The 15,572-nt window shown below is 69.1% G+C and carries 14 protein-coding genes; 6 read left to right on the top strand and 8 right to left on the bottom strand.

All coding sequences use genetic code 11. From position 1 onward, the window contains the following. Positions 1 to 78: 78 nt before the first annotated feature. A complete protein-coding gene (locus tag EV651_RS24450; protein ID WP_238157159.1) occupies positions 79 to 2,952 on the bottom strand; it encodes a S8 family serine peptidase in 2,874 nt (957 codons plus the stop codon). 183 nt (positions 2,953 to 3,135) lie between these two features. On the opposite strand from EV651_RS24450, the gene EV651_RS24455 reads away from it, so the two are divergent. The 4 genes from EV651_RS24455 (at position 3,136) to EV651_RS24470 (ending at position 6,359) form a co-directional block, all read left to right on the top strand. Next, positions 3,136 to 3,792, top strand: coding sequence for a hypothetical protein (locus tag EV651_RS24455; RefSeq protein WP_133787576.1), 657 nt, complete (start codon positions 3,136 to 3,138; stop codon positions 3,790 to 3,792). Further along, positions 3,789 to 3,989, top strand: a complete 201-nt coding sequence (locus EV651_RS24460; RefSeq protein WP_133787577.1) for a hypothetical protein — start codon at positions 3,789 to 3,791, stop codon at positions 3,987 to 3,989. The genes EV651_RS24455 and EV651_RS24460 overlap by 4 nt, the downstream gene beginning before the upstream one ends. A gap of 158 nt (positions 3,990 to 4,147) precedes the next feature. Continuing rightward, positions 4,148 to 5,209, top strand: a complete 1,062-nt coding sequence (locus EV651_RS24465; protein ID WP_133787578.1) for a glycosyltransferase family 2 protein — start codon at positions 4,148 to 4,150, stop codon at positions 5,207 to 5,209. Then, positions 5,193 to 6,359, top strand: a complete 1,167-nt coding sequence (locus EV651_RS24470) for a hypothetical protein (RefSeq protein WP_133787677.1) — start codon at positions 5,193 to 5,195, stop codon at positions 6,357 to 6,359. The genes EV651_RS24465 and EV651_RS24470 overlap by 17 nt, the downstream gene beginning before the upstream one ends. On the opposite strand, the gene EV651_RS24475 is transcribed toward EV651_RS24470, so the two are convergent. Continuing rightward, on the bottom strand, positions 6,330 to 6,899 hold the full coding sequence (locus EV651_RS24475) for a TIGR03086 family metal-binding protein (protein WP_133787579.1): 570 nt from the start codon (positions 6,897 to 6,899) through the stop codon (positions 6,330 to 6,332). The genes EV651_RS24470 and EV651_RS24475 overlap by 30 nt on opposite strands. 101 nt (positions 6,900 to 7,000) lie before the next feature. On the opposite strand from EV651_RS24475, the gene EV651_RS24480 reads away from it, so the two are divergent. After that, entirely contained in the window at positions 7,001 to 7,453 is a 453-nt protein-coding gene (locus tag EV651_RS24480; RefSeq protein WP_133787580.1) for an SRPBCC family protein, read from the top strand. A 30-nt stretch (positions 7,454 to 7,483) separates the two neighbouring features. Continuing rightward, positions 7,484 to 7,828, top strand: coding sequence for a YciI family protein (locus EV651_RS24485; protein WP_133787581.1), 345 nt, complete (start codon positions 7,484 to 7,486; stop codon positions 7,826 to 7,828). Between the two features lie 6 nt (positions 7,829 to 7,834). On the opposite strand, the gene EV651_RS24490 is transcribed toward EV651_RS24485, so the two are convergent. The 6 genes from EV651_RS24490 to EV651_RS24515 all read right to left on the bottom strand — a co-directional run bounded on the left by EV651_RS24490 (position 7,835) and on the right by EV651_RS24515 (position 15,486). Beyond that, positions 7,835 to 8,122, bottom strand: coding sequence for an antibiotic biosynthesis monooxygenase (locus EV651_RS24490; RefSeq protein WP_133787582.1), 288 nt, complete (start codon positions 8,120 to 8,122; stop codon positions 7,835 to 7,837). 11 nt (positions 8,123 to 8,133) lie between these two features. Then, entirely contained in the window at positions 8,134 to 9,282 is a 1,149-nt protein-coding gene (locus tag EV651_RS24495) for a VWA domain-containing protein (protein WP_133787583.1), read from the bottom strand. 261 nt (positions 9,283 to 9,543) lie between these two features. After that, complete coding sequence (locus EV651_RS24500) at positions 9,544 to 11,712, bottom strand: DUF5682 family protein (RefSeq protein ID WP_133787584.1); 2,169 nt, start codon at positions 11,710 to 11,712, stop codon at positions 9,544 to 9,546. After that, entirely contained in the window at positions 11,709 to 12,791 is a 1,083-nt protein-coding gene (locus EV651_RS24505) for an AAA family ATPase (RefSeq protein WP_133787585.1), read from the bottom strand. Before EV651_RS24505 ends, EV651_RS24500 begins: the two co-directional genes overlap by 4 nt. Continuing rightward, on the bottom strand, positions 12,788 to 14,191 hold the full coding sequence (locus EV651_RS24510; protein WP_133787586.1) for a DUF5691 domain-containing protein: 1,404 nt from the start codon (positions 14,189 to 14,191) through the stop codon (positions 12,788 to 12,790). Before EV651_RS24510 ends, EV651_RS24505 begins: the two co-directional genes overlap by 4 nt. Beyond that, a complete protein-coding gene (locus EV651_RS24515; protein ID WP_133787587.1) occupies positions 14,188 to 15,486 on the bottom strand; it encodes an SWIM zinc finger family protein in 1,299 nt (432 codons plus the stop codon). The genes EV651_RS24510 and EV651_RS24515 overlap by 4 nt, the downstream gene beginning before the upstream one ends. Positions 15,487 to 15,572: the final 86 nt, after the last annotated feature.

Here is a 15,572-nt window from a genome sequence, read left to right on the forward strand (position 1 = left end):
ACAGGTACAGCCCGGGGAGATGAAGTTGGGGAGGGTTCTGTGCCCGAATCGGCACAGAACCCTCCCCAGCCGTGACTGTCAGCTGACGGTGACGATCTTGTTGACCGTGTACGTCGGGGCGTGGTCGGCGTCGCCGGGGAAGTAGACGCGGTAGGCGATCTGGCCGCGGACTGCGGGCCGGATACCGAAGGCGTACTTGCCCGAGCTGCTCAGCTTCACCGAGGCGATCGACTTCCAAACCTTGTTGCCGTACTGCTGCAGGTAGACGGTCTGCCCGTAGTGCGCCGGAGCGACGTACCCGCTGAACGCGGTCGTTCCACCGAGGCGGATCGACGCCGGCGACAGAGCGGCCGAGATCGTCGGCCTCACCTGGACGGTGACGTCGGGGGTGCGGGTGCCCATCAGGGTCCCGTTGCCCGGGAACGTCAGCATGTAGACCGACGACACGAGCGGCTTGTGCGTCACGGAGAGGGTCCCGGTCGACGATGTCTTCAGCGCCGCGAGCAGCGTGAACTTCGAGGACGTCTTCGGCCGTACGTAGACGTTCACCGGCAACCCGGCGTACGCCAGATTGTCGATCCGCAGCGTGCTCCCCTTGATCGTGATCGAGCCGCCGTAGTTGACGAGCGTCGAGGTCACCGCGATCCCGGACTTCATCCCGAGCAGTTGCTTGACCGCGGCCGGGCTGTAGTGACCGGCCCGGTCCTTGACCCAGGCGGCATACGTGTACGTCGTGCCTTGCGCGAGCCCGGTGTTCTTCACCGCGGTCCCGGTGCCCGCGTACACGAGCGTCCCGGTCGTCGGCGTCGGCGCCTTGCTCCCCACGTTGCGCCGTACGATCACCTGGTCCAGATCCGGCGTCGACGGAATCTTCCAGGACAGGCTTGCCGCCAGGTAGGCGCCGGCCACGGTGAGCTGGACCGGCTGCGGGATCAGGTCCTGCGCGCTGAACACCGAGCTGAACGGTGCGAGCGGGACTCCGCCGGCCTCCTTGATGCCGCTCACAGTCAGCCGCAGCGGAGTTGCCTCCGGCCAGGCGGTCTTCGGCGTAATGGTCGCCTGCCGGGTCGTCGGGTCGTAGACGAGACTCGTGTCGATCACCGCACCGGTCGTCGCGTTGAGCACCCACAGACCGCCGGCACCGAGGGTTTCCGGGTCGATGTCGCGCGCGAACGTGATCGTCATCTTGCTGTTGACGGGCACGTCGGAGGTCAGGTTCCCCGGCTCGAGGTCGCGGACCGGGTACGCCGGGATCGGTGCGGTGTCGACGTTGCCGTCCGCGTTGGTGACCTTCAGCGTGTACTGGCGGCTGTCGCGGGAGCCGTTGGCGTTCCGGACCGCGATATACGTGGTTGCGTCCGGAAGCGTGGCGTAGGTGCTGGCAGTCAGTGCCTGCGGAATCTCGTAGCCGTCGGCGTCCACCGGCGGCTCCGGCTTCTGGGCGAAGGCCAACGGCTCCAGGTTGGCGTCGTACACCGAGACGACCGGACCGAAGTTCTGTGCGTAGGTGCCCGAGTCGAACATCGGGCCGGTGAGGTCGACGCGAACCTGGTGGGCGCCCGCGGCGGGCACCTTGTACCAGTCGACATCGCCTTCGACGCCGATCGTCGAGGACACGGGTACTCCGGCGATCAGTTCACCGGCGCGGGAAGGCTGGTCGTTCTTGTCGGCCACGCCCATCGCGAAGTCCGTGGTGCGCGCCCCGCCGAGGGCCTGGTAGGCGTCCAGGATGCCTGCGCCGTAGTACGGGTCGGTGCCGCGCGGGCCTGCGTCGCGGGCGGTGGCCTTGAGGCGGGCCATCACCTGTGCGGGCGTGTACGACGGCCATTTGTTGCGGACCAGGGCGGCGACACCGGCGACGATCGGGGACGAGAACGACGTACCGGCGAGGCCGAGCCAGTACGGCTCGTAGCCTGGATCGGTCTGGTCGCGGGGCGCGGTGCTCGTGATGTCGTAGCCGGGAGCGGCGATGTCGACCGAGTCGCCCCAGGTGCTGAAGCTGGTCAGGACGCCGGCCGGAGTCGTAGCGCCGACCGACAGGACCTCCGGGTACGCGCCCGGGTAGTGCAGATCCGACGCGCCGGTGTTGCCGGCCGCGGCGACCAGGACGACACCGGCGTTGACCGCGTTCTGGATCGCCTGGTGCAGGACGGGGTTGTCACCCTCGCCGCCGAGCGACATGTTGATCACCCGGACGCCGTTCCTGACCGCCCAGTTGATGCCGTTGATCAGGTTCGAGTCGTCGCCCGAGCCGCGGTCGTCGAGCACCTTGATCGGGCGGACCTTCGCGTTCCAGGCGACACCGGCGATGCCGACCCCGTTGCTGGTACCGGCCGCGATGATGCCGGTCACCGCCGTACCGTGTCCGTCGCCGTCGTTCGGCGGCAGGGCCGTGTTGAACGTGTTGTAGCCGGGCAGCAGGTGACCGACCAGGTCGGGGTGGCCGGCGTCGACGCCGGTGTCGAGGACACCGATCGTCTGGGTTCCGGCGGTCTTCGACAGGTCCCAGGCGCTGTTGACGCGGACGGTCGACAGGTACGTCTGGTAGTTCGTGTACAGCCAGTCGTTCGGCGTCGCGGACTTCTGCCGGATGTAGTTGAGCGAGGCAAGCTCCACCGACGGATCGGCCTTGACCTTCTTCAGCAGGTCGGGTGCCGCTGTGTCGCCGGTCACAGTGACCACGTCGGAGGTGACGGAGACGTCGGGCCTGCCCTTGGCCTTCGCCAGCGCGGCCTTCCGGGCCGAGGCGGTGGCCTTCGGCTTGAACTTCACGATCACGGACTTGGCGTCGTACGCGGGTCCGCCAGCAGTGCTAGGACGGAACTTCGCGTGCAGCACGTTCGGCTCGGCGGAGACCGCGGCGGTGCCGGACGATCCCGAGAGGGCGACCAAGCCGGCTGCGACGAGGGCCGCGGGCCCGGCCAGGCGCAGCATTTGGGTGGGACGGGACAACGGGGGACCCCCAAGATGAGTGAACCGACCACATTCGGTCCTCGCCTTAAATCGTCGGATGTCCCCCCGGCGTTACAACTCTCCGGGATCTGCGAACGCGGACTGCTCTAAATCACCACATGTGGTGACGACTACTCCCCACGTCGCGACCTACGTTCCGATTACACGAACGAAGGAGCGGGAATGACTCTCACCGCAACCACACTGACCCGAGCCGCAGGCGCCGCCGCAGTGGCAGCCGGAGCGATCTTCATCGGGGTGCAGATCGGGCACCCGCACGTCGACGTCAACTCGATCGTCACGACCGAGCTCGCCGTACGGAGCACGCTGAAGCTGCTGATGGCGGCGCTGGCGCTGGTCGGGATCACCGGCCTGTACCTGAGCCAGATCCGCCGCAACGGCGTCATCGGGCTCATCGGGTACGTCGTCCTCGCGTTCGGCTACCTGTTGATCATCGGTACGACATACGTCTCGGGGTACGTCCTGCCGTCGATCGCGGACACCAGCCCCGGGTACGTGCGGGACGTGATCGAGGTGGCGACCGGCGGCCACGCGACCGGCGACATCGGGACGCTCGGGACGGTCTTCAAGGTGCAGGGCTTCGCTTACCTGACCGGTGGCCTGCTGCTCGGGATCGCGTTGTTCCGCGCTCGGGTGCTGACTCGCTGGGCGACGGTCCTGCTGGCCGTCGGCGGTCTCGTCTCCGCAGCGCTGACCGTGATGCCGGACTCGCTCTACCGCCTGCTGGCCTACCCGAACGGCATCGCGATGATCGCCCTCGGCTACTCCCTCTGGCGCACGACAACGTCGCTGCGGCAGCCGGTTACGGTCCGGAGTTGACCGTCTACGAGGTCCGGATCGCCGGGCGACTCGACCCGAGCTGGTCCGGCTGGTTCACCGACTTCATGCTCACCTCTGGACCCGACCACACCACCACCCTCCGCGGCACCATCGCGGACCAGTCCGAGCTCCACGGCCTACTCGCTCGAATCCGCGACCTCGGCCTCCCCCTGATCTCCGTCACACCCACCAACTGACCCAAACGCAGAACACCCCCGTCTGGGGAGCGATGCTATTTTGCCGGAGGCGCCGAAAGAACTGCCACCGCGAAGCGGTGTCCTTTCGACCTGTCGGATGGGAATGTCACACGCGGTGGATGGGCGGTTGTGGGTGGGGACCGATAGTCTCGGGCGGCATGAGCACGAGTGTCGCCATCGCGGTGATTACCTTCAGGCGACCTGCTCTGTTGCGGGGGTTGTTGACCAGTTTGCAGGCTCAGGAGCTGCCCTCGGACGGGGAGTACGCGATCCGGATCGTCGTAGTGGACAACGACGCGGAAGGGTCGGCCGCGCGGGTGCTGGAGGAGTTCGGGGACGGTACGCCGTACCCGATCGAGTCGGTCGTGGAACCGGAGCCGGGGATCCCCTTCGCCCGGGAGCGCTCCGTCGAGCTCTGCTGGAACGACGACGCGCTGATCTTCGTCGACGACGACGAGGTCGCCCCTCCCGGCTGGCTGGCGACGCTGCTCAGGGCGTGGGAATCCTCCGGAGCCGACGTCGTGACGGGCCCGGTGAAGGGCAATCTTCCGCCCGTCGCGCCGCCGTGGAACGCCTACAGCGACGTACACGATTCGACCGGCCGGCACACCACCGGCGAGGAGCTCCGTAAGGCGTACACGAACAACACGCTGGTCAGCCGTCGCGTCTACCACGCGGTCACGCCGGGCTTCCATCCCGCGTTCCGGTACACCGGCTCCAGTGACCTGCACTTCTTCCTCCGCGTGCACCGCGCCGGGTTCCGGATCGTCTGGTGCGAGGAGGCCTGGATCGCCGAGGAGGTCCCGGTCGGCCGCACCACGCTGCGCTGGCTGGTACGGCGGGCGTTCCGTTCCGGGAGCGGCGACACGATCAGCCGCCTGCTGATCCGCCCGGGCGCGGTCAGCTACGTGCTGGTGCTGGCCTATGCTTCGGCGCGGGTGATCTCGGCGATCGGGTTCGCCCTCGCCGGGCTGCTGCTCGGCCGGAAGACGCACCTGCTGAAGGCAGTCCGCCGGTTCTTCTCGGGCGTCGGTAGTCTCGCCGGGATAGTAGGGATCAACCATGACGAGTACCGGGAACGGCACGGCGCCGAGCACACGGCCGACGGTGGCGGAGCTGTGCCGGGCGATCTGGACGGTGGAGCGGGATCTGGAGCTGCTCGCGTGGCAGATTCGGGGAGCGCACCCCTGGCCGATCATCCGGATGCGCGTCTTTCATGAGCTGACCCGTCGCACCGGCATCCACGGCGCGCCACATCCGGTACGACGTACGCCGTACGACAAGGCCGCCCTGGTCGGGAAACACGTCGCCGGGATCGTCTCGCGCACCCCGTTCCCCGGCCGGTACGACGCCCTCGTCGTACCGCACCCGCGGAAACCGAACGGTGTCGAGATCTACACCGATGAGCTCCGCGCCGCGCTCGGCGACCGTGCCCTGATCCTGGACTCGGGGATCAACGGCACCCCGCTTCCGGGCAGCAAGAACCTGGACTTCTTCACGTCGGCCGCCGGCGCGATCCATCGCCGTACGGCGGACGACCGCGGCGTCGCGACCGCCCTGGAGAAACTCACCGGTGTCCGGATCCCGATCGGCGCGCTGCTGGCCCGTGAGGTCCCGAAGCACCTGCGGCTGCGCGCCCTGTACCGCGCGCTCCTCAAGAAGCACCGGATCAGGACGGTCTACCTGGTCGTCGCGTACTTCCACCAGCACATCGTTGGCGCCGCCCGCGATCTCGGGATCCGCGTCGTCGAACTGCAGCACGGCGCGATCAGCCCGTTCCACCTCGGGTACAGCTACCCGGGGCGGCCCGTGGTCGCGGATCAGCCGGACGAGCTGTGGTGCTTCGGGTCGTACTGGACCGATGTCGCGGACCTGCCCGCCGGGATGCGGACCGAGGTGACGGGCGCGCCGTTCCTGCCGCCGCCCGGCCCGAAGGAGCCGCGCCGGGTCGTCTTCTTGTCGCAAGGGACCGTTGGAGCGGAGCTCGTCGACGTCGCGGACGCGGTCGCGAAGGAGCACCCGGACCTGGAGGTTCTCTATCGCCTGCATCCGAGCGAGCGCGCCGAGGACTACACGATTCCGGACGGCGTCCAGCTCTCGACCGGCGGCAGTACGCTCGATCTGCTCGCAACCGCGACGTACCAGGTCGGCGTCTCGACCACCGCGCTGTTCGAAGGCATGGCGCTCGGCTGCCGTACGGCGGTCGCAAACCTCCCGGGCCACGAGTACCTCGACCCGGCGATCGCCAAGGGGCACGCGGTCCTCATGTCTCGTCCCGGGCAACTCACCGAGGCGCCGCTGTGCGACGACCCGAGCAGCTACTACGCGCCGAGCAGCCTGTCACGGCTCGCGGCCGAGCAGGCCGAGTAAGCGGTCCTGGAGCGGGGCGTCTGGCTCGACTGGTACTTCGGGGCCGTAGACCTCGATGCCCTCGCCGGAGGCGCCGGGCGTTCGGTACTTCGTCATCAGTTCCGGCGGGATCGCGACCGCGGTCGCCCAGAGCCGCTCGACGTCGGCCGGGTCCATCGTCTCGTCCTGATCGGTGGCGCGTGCGAGATCCCAGCCGTGCAGGACGAGGTCGTCGGACACCACCTGGTCGATGTGCTGCTCGGTCGTCAGCCGGCCGGACGGCGTGTCGGTCTCGGTCAGCGCGGCGACCGGGTCGTCGAGTACGTCCTCGATCGCGGCTCGTGCCTCCTGGAACGCGGTCAGCGGGTCGTCGGCCGGCTCGAGCTTCCGCGCGACCGGCGTCAGCATCGCCGCGTGCATCGTGACGACGTGCTCGACCACGTCCCGCGCCGTCCACTTCGCGCACGGCGACTGGTTCCCCCACTGCTCGGGGTGCACCGCCGCAACCTTCCGCTCGAACGCCTCGGCCCGCCGGCGGTACCGCTCCGCGATCTCACCCATCTCCGCATGGTGCCGCTTGACCGGCCATCACGGAAGACCGGGCATATGACAGCGCCCTCCGGGTACCGGAATCCCTTCACGGCGAACAAGGAGGAATGCAGATGAGTGGCATCACCCAGTCCGTCGATGTCGACGTTCCGGTGACGACGGCGTACAACCAGTGGACGCAGTTCGAGTCGTTCCCGGCGTTCATGGAAGGCGTCGAAGAGGTGCGGCAGCTCGACAACACGCACACCCATTGGGTGACGAAGGTCGGCGGGGCGCGTCGCGAGTTCGACGCGACCATCACCGAGCAGCACCCGGACGAGCGGGTCGCCTGGCGGTCGGACTCCGGGCCGCAGCACGCCGGCGTGATCACGTTCCACCAGTTGACGCCGCAGCGCACCCGCGTGACCGCGCAGATGGAGATCGATCCCGAGGGGTTCCTGGAGAAGGTCGGCGACAAGCTCGGCGTCGTCGAGGGGCGTGTGAAGGGTGACCTCGAGCGGTTCAAGCACTTCATCGAGGAGCGCCCGGGCGAGACCGGCGCCTGGCGGGGCGACGTACCGCGCTGAGCTTGCCGGGGGGCGTTTAAGGTCAGCGCTATGAGGTACATGCTGCTGCACAAGACCAATGACAGCCTGGAGGCCGGGAATCCGCCCGATCCGGAGATCCTCGAGCGGGCGGACGCCGTGCTGGAGGAGATGCGTCAGGCCGGGGTGCTGGTCCTCGGCGAGGGCCTGATGCCGAGCTCCCGCGGCGCGCGGGTGACGTTCCCGGCGCCGGGCCAGCCGCGGGTGATCGACGGGCCGTTCGCCGAGACCAAGGAGCTCGTTGCAGGCGTCTCGATCATCCGCGTCGACACCAAGGAGGAAGCGGTGCAGTGGGCCCTCCGCTTCGCCGAGGCCGACCCGTACACCGAGATCGACATCCTGGAGGTCGCCGGCTAGGCGAATTTACGGTGCGCTGACGCCTTCCTCTGCGACGACGAGCGAGTCGATCGCCGCGAAGAAGCGCGCGATGCCCGGCAGATTCGCGCCTTTCTCACGAGATGCCGCGAAATCCGCTGGGGTCGCCCAGTCGACGATGTCCAGCCACTCGTTGTCCGGGAGCTGTACCAGCCGTGCGCCGAGGAAGCCGGCGCGGTCCGCCTCGAAGTCCTTCAGCATGTCGGCGCGCGCGGCGAGCAACTCCTCCGTGCGCTCCGGCAGCACGCGAAAGCGGGTCAGTTCGACTGTCGACATCGACGTACCTCTCAGGTGATGTTGGTCGCCGCCCAGCCGGCGACGTCTTCGTGGCGGATGGCCGCGGCCATCAGGTCAGGGAACTTGTCCGGTGTGCAGGCGAACGTCGGTACGCCGAGCTCCGTCAGCGCGGCCGCGTTCTCGGCGTCGTACGACGGCGTACCCGAGTCCGCGAGCGCCAGCAGAGCAATCACTTGTACGCCGGACTCCACCAAAGAACGCGCCCGACGCAACATCTCTTCCCGGACTCCGCCTTCGTAGAGATCCGAGATCAGCACGAGCACGGTCTCGGCCGGTTTCGTGACCAGCTCCTCGCAGTACGCGAGCGCCCGGTTGATGTCCGTCCCACCACCCAACTGGGTCCCGAACAGTACGTCGACCGGATCCTCGAGCTGATCGGTCAGGTCCACCACGGCGGTGTCGAATACGACCAGCGAGGTCCGCAACGTCCGGATCGACCCGAGCACCGCGCCGAACAGCGACGCGTAGACGACGGACTCCGCCATCGACCCCGACTGGTCGATCGCCAGCACGATGTCTCGCTGCACACTGTGGTTGCGTCGCGCGTACCCGACCAGCCGGTCCGGCACGATCGTCCCGAGCGTCGGCGAGAAATGCTTGAGGTTCGCGCGGATCGTCCGATCCCAGTCGATGTCCGAATGCCGTGGGCGCGCCGTCCGTCCGGCCCGATCGAGCGCACCGGTCACCGCCGCCCGCGTCCGCTCCGCCAGCCGTGCCTCGAGCTCAGCCACCACCCGGCCGACCACTTCCCGCGCGGTCTGCTTGGTCTCCTCCGGCATCACCTCGTTGAGCGCGAGCAACGTGGACACCAGATGGACGTCGGGCTCGACCGCGCCCAGCAACTCGGGCTCCATCAACATCCGCGTGATCCCGAGCCGCTCGACCGCGTCCCGCTGCATCACCTGTACGACGGTGCTCGGGAAGTACTGCCGGATGTCGCCCAGCCACCGCGCCACCCGCGGCGCCGACGACCCCAGCCCGGACGTCCGTTGCGTGCCGGACTCGCCGGAGTCGGCGTCGTACAACGCGGCCAGCGCCGCATCGACGGACCGGTCCTCGGCCGACAACGCCGTACCGGTCTCCTCCTCGGCCTCACCGCCCAGCACCAGCCGCCACCGGCGCAGTCGCTCGTCACTCATGAGAACGATGGCGTGCAACCCGTCGTTCACGGCGGGGACGAAAGCGCCATCTCCCTCCCTTCAGGAATTGTCGGTTGGGTCGAGTAGCGTCCTCACCAGTTGCAATAGCCAAGCAACCGGTACACGGACGACCAACAGCAACTGCGGCCGGGCGGGCCGTGTAAGCGCGGGGAGCCTTCTTGCGCAGTAAGGCACGGCTATGAACCGCGAACCTCAACCCGCATGGGTTGGAATCCCCTGCCTTCGGGTAGTGGGAGGACGTCAAGAGACCCCCAGCAGCTGAGCAACAACGGGAAGCACGGAAGCGGCCAGATCGGCGTCCAGATCGTTGTCATCGACAACGACCTGGGACGCCGGGTCGCTCATAACTCGCGCCCGCGCGCCGATCGAGCGTCGCTCCGGGGCCGCGAAGGTCCCGAACGTACGCCGCAGCAACGGCAGCACCTCCACGAACGCGTCGTCCGGGATCGCCGCCAGCCACCCGTCCACCATCGCCAGCAGCCGCTCGTCGTGCACCAACAACAACCCGCCACCGGCCAGGAACCCCTCGACGTACCCGGCCGCGTCCGCCGTCGGGGTACCAGGCGACAGCGAACGCCCGAGCCGCAACGCGACCTCATGATCCGGCAACCGCGATGTGTCCAGCATCAACCGCGTCAGCCGCCCGCGGATCAACGGCGGCACCGAGGCCCGATCGCTCAACCCCTGCAGCGTATTCAGCCACTCCGCCCGCACGTCCTCGGCCAGCAGCACGGTCGCGTCCTGCACCCCGTCGATCAGTTCCTGTACGCCGGCGGCCGCATCGGGATCCAGCCCGTGAACGGTTCGCGCGAGACCCGCACACACCCGCGACACCATCCGCCCCGCGACCGCCGCCAATCCGGCTGTGTCGGTCCCGCGTACGTCGCCGTACCGCGAGGCTCGTGCGAGCGCGGGCAGCGCCGCCATCAGATGCCCGACGTCGGCATCGGCTGCCGCGCGGGTGTCGATACCTTGAAGCAGCGGCGGGAGCGCGTCCGCGAGGTCGGCGAGGAGCGATTTCTCCAACGCGGCCGTGACATCGGCCAGTGTCGGCGAGTCCGCGGACTTCAGCATCACGGACGTCGCCGCGCCGAGCACCGTCGTACCGTGAGCGCCCGCCGCCACCAGCTCGACCTCGAGCCCGGGATCCCAGGCCAGCCGCCACATCTCCCGGAACGTGCCCTGTGCCCGCCGCTCGTCGGCGGCCGGCACACCCCAGTGCACCCCGAGGATCCGCAACCGGTGCAGGAGTCTGGACTTCTCCAGGTCGTTCGACTTCCGCAGGTCGAGCTCGATCACCCGCTCGGCCGCATCCCGTTTCATCCGCAACCGCCGCGCCTGCGCCGCCAGATCCGCCGCCACCGGCGCCTGCGGCGTCTCACTCGGCACCGACCCGAGCAGCTCACCGACAACCGCTTCGCGCGTCACGAGATCCAGCAGTACGTCGTTCCCGCCGCAGAGGACCGCCCGCGTCGCCTCGGTCACCTCGCTCAACCCGGCGAGAGGTCGTTCGCGCAATGCCGCCAGCGTGTCCGCGAGCCGCACCGCCTCGATCACGTGCGCGCTGGAGACGGGCAGGTCCTCGTTGCGCAGCACTTGCGCCACTTTGGAGAGCCAACGGGTCGTGATCTGGTCGGGCGCGGTGAACAGGTGGTGGTACCAGCCGGGTGATGTGATGCCGGCGCCGTACCCGCTCGCCGCCGCCAGCCGGCCGTGCGTCCAGGGCACCCAGGTGCAGGCGACCTTCCGCTTCGGCAGGCCCTTCAGGATCCGTGCGTCATGTGTTGCTGGCGGCAACGATAGCTCCAGAGCGGGCACGTGCCAGGCGCCGCAGACCACCGCGATCCGCTCGAATCCTTCCCGAATCGCCTTCCGCAGAACGGTTCGCATATAGGCCTCGCGTTGCGCCTCGCGGCCGATCGCCTCCTCGCCGTGGCGCAACTCCCGCATCGCGTCGGCGATCACCGTGAACGGCTCGGCACCACCGCGCCGCGACTCGATCACGTCGTCCCACCAGCGCTCGGGATCGTCGTACCCGCCCGCCTCCGCGAGCGTCTTCAGCGGATCCATCGAGACCGACCGCCCACCCGAGGAGCCGAACTGCTGCGCCGCCGGCAGATCGCAGAACCGCACCGGCACGCCGGCGGCCAGCCCGTACCTGATCGCCTGCCACTCCGGGCTGAACACCGCGAACGGCCAGAACGCCGCCCGCGTCGAGTCGTCGACCGCATACGCGAGCAGCGCAACTGGCGGTTCCATCTCCTCAGAGGCAGCCAGCTCGACGATCTTGTCGGCCTCCGGCGGCCCCTCGATCAGGACGACATCAGGCTGGAGCTCGGCCAGCGCGACGGCCACCGCGCGCGCCGACCCCGGCCCGTGATGCCGGATCCCGAACAGGTGGACGGTCATCCGGAAATCTCTCGGCAGGCCCGGTAGAACGGCGCCCAGTCGTCGCGCTCCCGGACGACGGTTTCGAGGTACTCCGACCACACGACGCGGTCCGCGGACGGGTCCTTGACGACCGCGCCGAGGATGCCGCCGGCCACGTCTGTCGGACGAAGTACGCCGTCACCGAAGTGGGCCGCGAGGGCGAGACCGCCGGTGACGACGCTGATCGCCTCCGCGGTGGAGAGCGTGCCGGACGGCGACTTGACCGCCGTACGGCCGTCCTCGGTCCGGCCGGAGCGGAGCTCGCGGAAGATCGTCACCACGCGGCGGATCTCCTCGAGCGCGTCGTCCGGCTGCGGCAGCTCGAGTGCCGAGCCGAGCTGGGACACCCGGCGGGACACGATCTCCACCTCGTCCTCGGCGGAGTCGGGCAGCGGCAGTACGACGGTGTTGAAGCGCCGGCGGAGCGCGCTGGAGAGTTCGTTGACGCCCTTGTCGCGATCGTTGGCGGTGGCAATGACGTTGAATCCCTTACGGGCCTGGACTTCCGTGGCCAGCTCGGCGATCGGCAGCGCCTTCTCGGACAGGATCGTGATCAGCGCGTCCTGGACGTCGGACGGCATCCGGGTCAGCTCTTCGATCCGGGCGATCTTCGCCTCGGTCATCGCGCGCTGCACCGGGCTCGGCACGAGCGCCGCCTCACTGGGGCCCTGGGCAATCAACTGGGCATAGTTCCAGCCGTACCGGATCGCTTCCTCCGCGGTGCCCGCCGTACCTTGCACGAGCAGTGTCGAGTCGCCGCTGATCGCGGCCGCGAGGTGCTCGCTGACCCACGTCTTCGCCGTACCGGGTACGCCGAGCAGCAACAGTGCTCGGTCCGTCGCGAGGGTGGAGACCGCGACCTCGACCAGCCGGCGCGGGCCGACGTACTTCGGCGAGATCTCGGTGTCGCCCGCCTTCCCACCGAGCAGGTAGGTGACGACAGCGCTCGGCGACATCAGCCAGGCCGGCGGTCGCGGCTTGTCGTCCGTTGCACGCAACGCCTGCAGTTCGTCGGCATACTCGACCTCCGCGTGCGGGCGAAGTACTTCAGTCGTCATGTGAGCTCCTCGTACATTTCGCGGCGGAAGGTCAGGGTTTCGACGAGGCGGCGGCGCCAGGTGTCTTCCTCGCCGGTGGGTTCGCGGGTGATCGGGTGGTCGAGTACGTCGGGCGGCGAGGCGAGGGCCGCGATACTGGCGAGGCGGGCCCAGGCGCGATGGGTGCCGACCTTGGCCAGTTGGTCGAGGATCATGATCGCGAGCGGAGCAGGCCACGGCACCGGCAACCCACCGACCAGCTCGGCAACGTCGACATTCTTTCGCAGTACGTCGACCGCGCTCGCCCACTCCTCCGGCGGCAACAACCGCAACAACTCGGCCGGACCACGACTGCCCGTGTTCGATCCGGCCTGCAGGATCGCTCGGGACCACTCGACCGAGCTCTCGCGAATGGTGGCCTCGGTCCAGGCTGACTGCAGCACCTCGACGGCGCACCCCTCGACGGGCGTCTTGAGCCAGGTGAGATCCATTGCCTGCAAGGGCGTGTTGGCGACGATCTGGTGGAACCACCACGCGCGTTTGCCGACACCTTCCGGGTTCTGCGAGTCGATCCCGTCACGCTCCATCGCCTGGGTGAGACGCCGCGGAAGGTCGACGGTGAGCACCCCCTGGCTGGGCAGGAGATGCGCGTGCAGGCGCTCCGTCATACGTACGCCGTACTGCGATCCCGGCAACCGTGCGAGCAGCCGCGCGGCCACCCGCCGTACCTCACGGGAACGGTCGTCGAGCGCGGACTCCAGGAACTCCTCGTCTGCCAGCGAGAGGTTGTCCGCGAGAAGGCCGAGGAAATCGGCCCGGGTGGCGGCGGACTCGGTCGGCCAGACCTCATTGAGCGCCTCCCGTGCGGCGGCGGGATCCTGGGTGCGGGCCGCGCGCAACCAGGTACGACGCTGGATCGCGTTGCCGTGTGTCCACAATTCCGGATCATTGCTCTCAGCAACCGCTGCGTGCAGGAATCGCCACTCCGGGTTGAGATCCGCGAGCCAACGCGCACGACGACCGGCGGCTGCGATGACGAGCGGACGGTACTCCGCACGGTGGCGCGCGTAGTCCGCCAACGCCGGCAGGTGCTCGGGCGGAACGCCCCAGCCGTGCGCGTCCGCCGTACGCAACCACTCCCCCAGCGCGAACGTCTGGAACCCGCCCAGCATCGCGGCCAACCGCCGAACCGCGTTCGCCCGCGGCAACGGCCGATCCTCACCTGGCGCGGCTGGAAGCGGCTCGAGATCGCGGAGCGGCTTGCGGCCGGCCCGCTTGTACACGGTCGCCAGCGCAGCAGCGTCGAGCAGGTTGCCGTCGCCGAGGCGCTCCTGGATGTGCTCGGGCAGCTCGTCGAAGTGCGGCGGCCGCCGATCCGTGCCGAGCAACGCCGAACTGACCAGCCCGTCCCAGCCCTTCACAAGATCACCGGCCGATCGCCGTGCCAGCAGGTCATCGGGCGGAGGCCGGCTCGGTTCCACTCACCGGCGACAGTGAGCGGGTCCCCCGCCGAGACCGCGAGCAGCTTCAACGCATCCCAGCCCGGCAGGATCTCCAGCCCGTCGCCGGCCTCGTCCACCAGCGCCCAACCGTCGCCGTGCCGTGCGGGTCGTACGTCCTGCAGCACCAGCGGCCAGCGTTCGTTCCACGGATCGGCCGCGAGGGATTCGACGTACGACGCCAACGCCTCGCGGACCATCAGTCCAGCCGGACGCGGTGCGGGAAGGCGCGGATCGGTCTGCGTCAGGAGTGCGCGAAGCGGGAGAGCGCCCGGATAGAAGGAGAGCGCGCCGGGGACGTACTCACCCGGGCTGGCCGGAAGCGGGTCCAACGGGCGCCCGGCGGCCGCGAACGTGAGGATCAGCCCGATCCGGCCAGTCGTTGCACCGCGCAACCACACGCGGCGGACCGTGAGGCGGTCGTCCGGCTCGATCACCCGGCCGAGGACGAGCCAGTCGTCCTCGACCTTCTCGCCTTCCTCCCGTACGCGGGCCGTCTCGGTCGTCCAGCCGATCCGGCTCTGGACCGTGTCGGCGAGCGACGGCGGGAGCTCCGCGAGACGCCCGTGCGCCGCTACTACCAGGTGGACGAGGGACAGTTCTTCGAGGAGCTCACCCGGCCAGCCGTGACCACGTCCGACTACACCTGCTGCCCGACGTACCGCTCCTGCCACTCCTGGTGCCTGGGCGTCGACCATCCGCGCGGCGAGGCGGCTCAGCTCGGTGTACGCCCGCTGATCGAATCCGCCGAGGCCCTGCCGGACCTGGTCGTCCAGCCATCCGGCCAGCTCGGTCAGTCCCGCCGAGACCCGATCCGCGCGCCGGGCAGCCCGCTCCTGCGCGGCGATCGGGTCTGCTACCTCTCCGGGCTTCCGCTCCGGGCGCTCAGCGCGCTCGGCCCGCTGGTCGACCCAGCTCTTCACCCAGTCCGGCTCGTCGCCGGGCGACACCTCGTGTTTGGCCCAGAGCAGCAGCAGGCCGAGCGCGTGCTTGCACGGGAACTTCCGCGACGGACAGGAGCATTTGTACGCCGGGCCGCCGAGATCCACGACTGTCTGGTAGGGCTGCTGCCCGCTGCCCTGGCACAGGCCCCACACCGCACGATCCGTCGCACCGGCGCCTGACCACTTCTCGCCCCGAGCCAGCCCCTGCCCAGCCTTCGCGGACGCAGGATCAGGCGCCAGCCCCACCACCTGCTCCACGTCCCACAACCCCACACCACTCCTTCACGCCCTACCCGAAGCATGCCACCCCCCACCGACACCCGAAGCCCCACCGCCCCACGCCGACCCGAACGCGCCCA

Source organism: Kribbella sp. VKM Ac-2571 (genome assembly GCF_004362255.1).
Lineage (GTDB): Bacteria > Actinomycetota > Actinomycetes > Propionibacteriales > Kribbellaceae > Kribbella > Kribbella pratensis.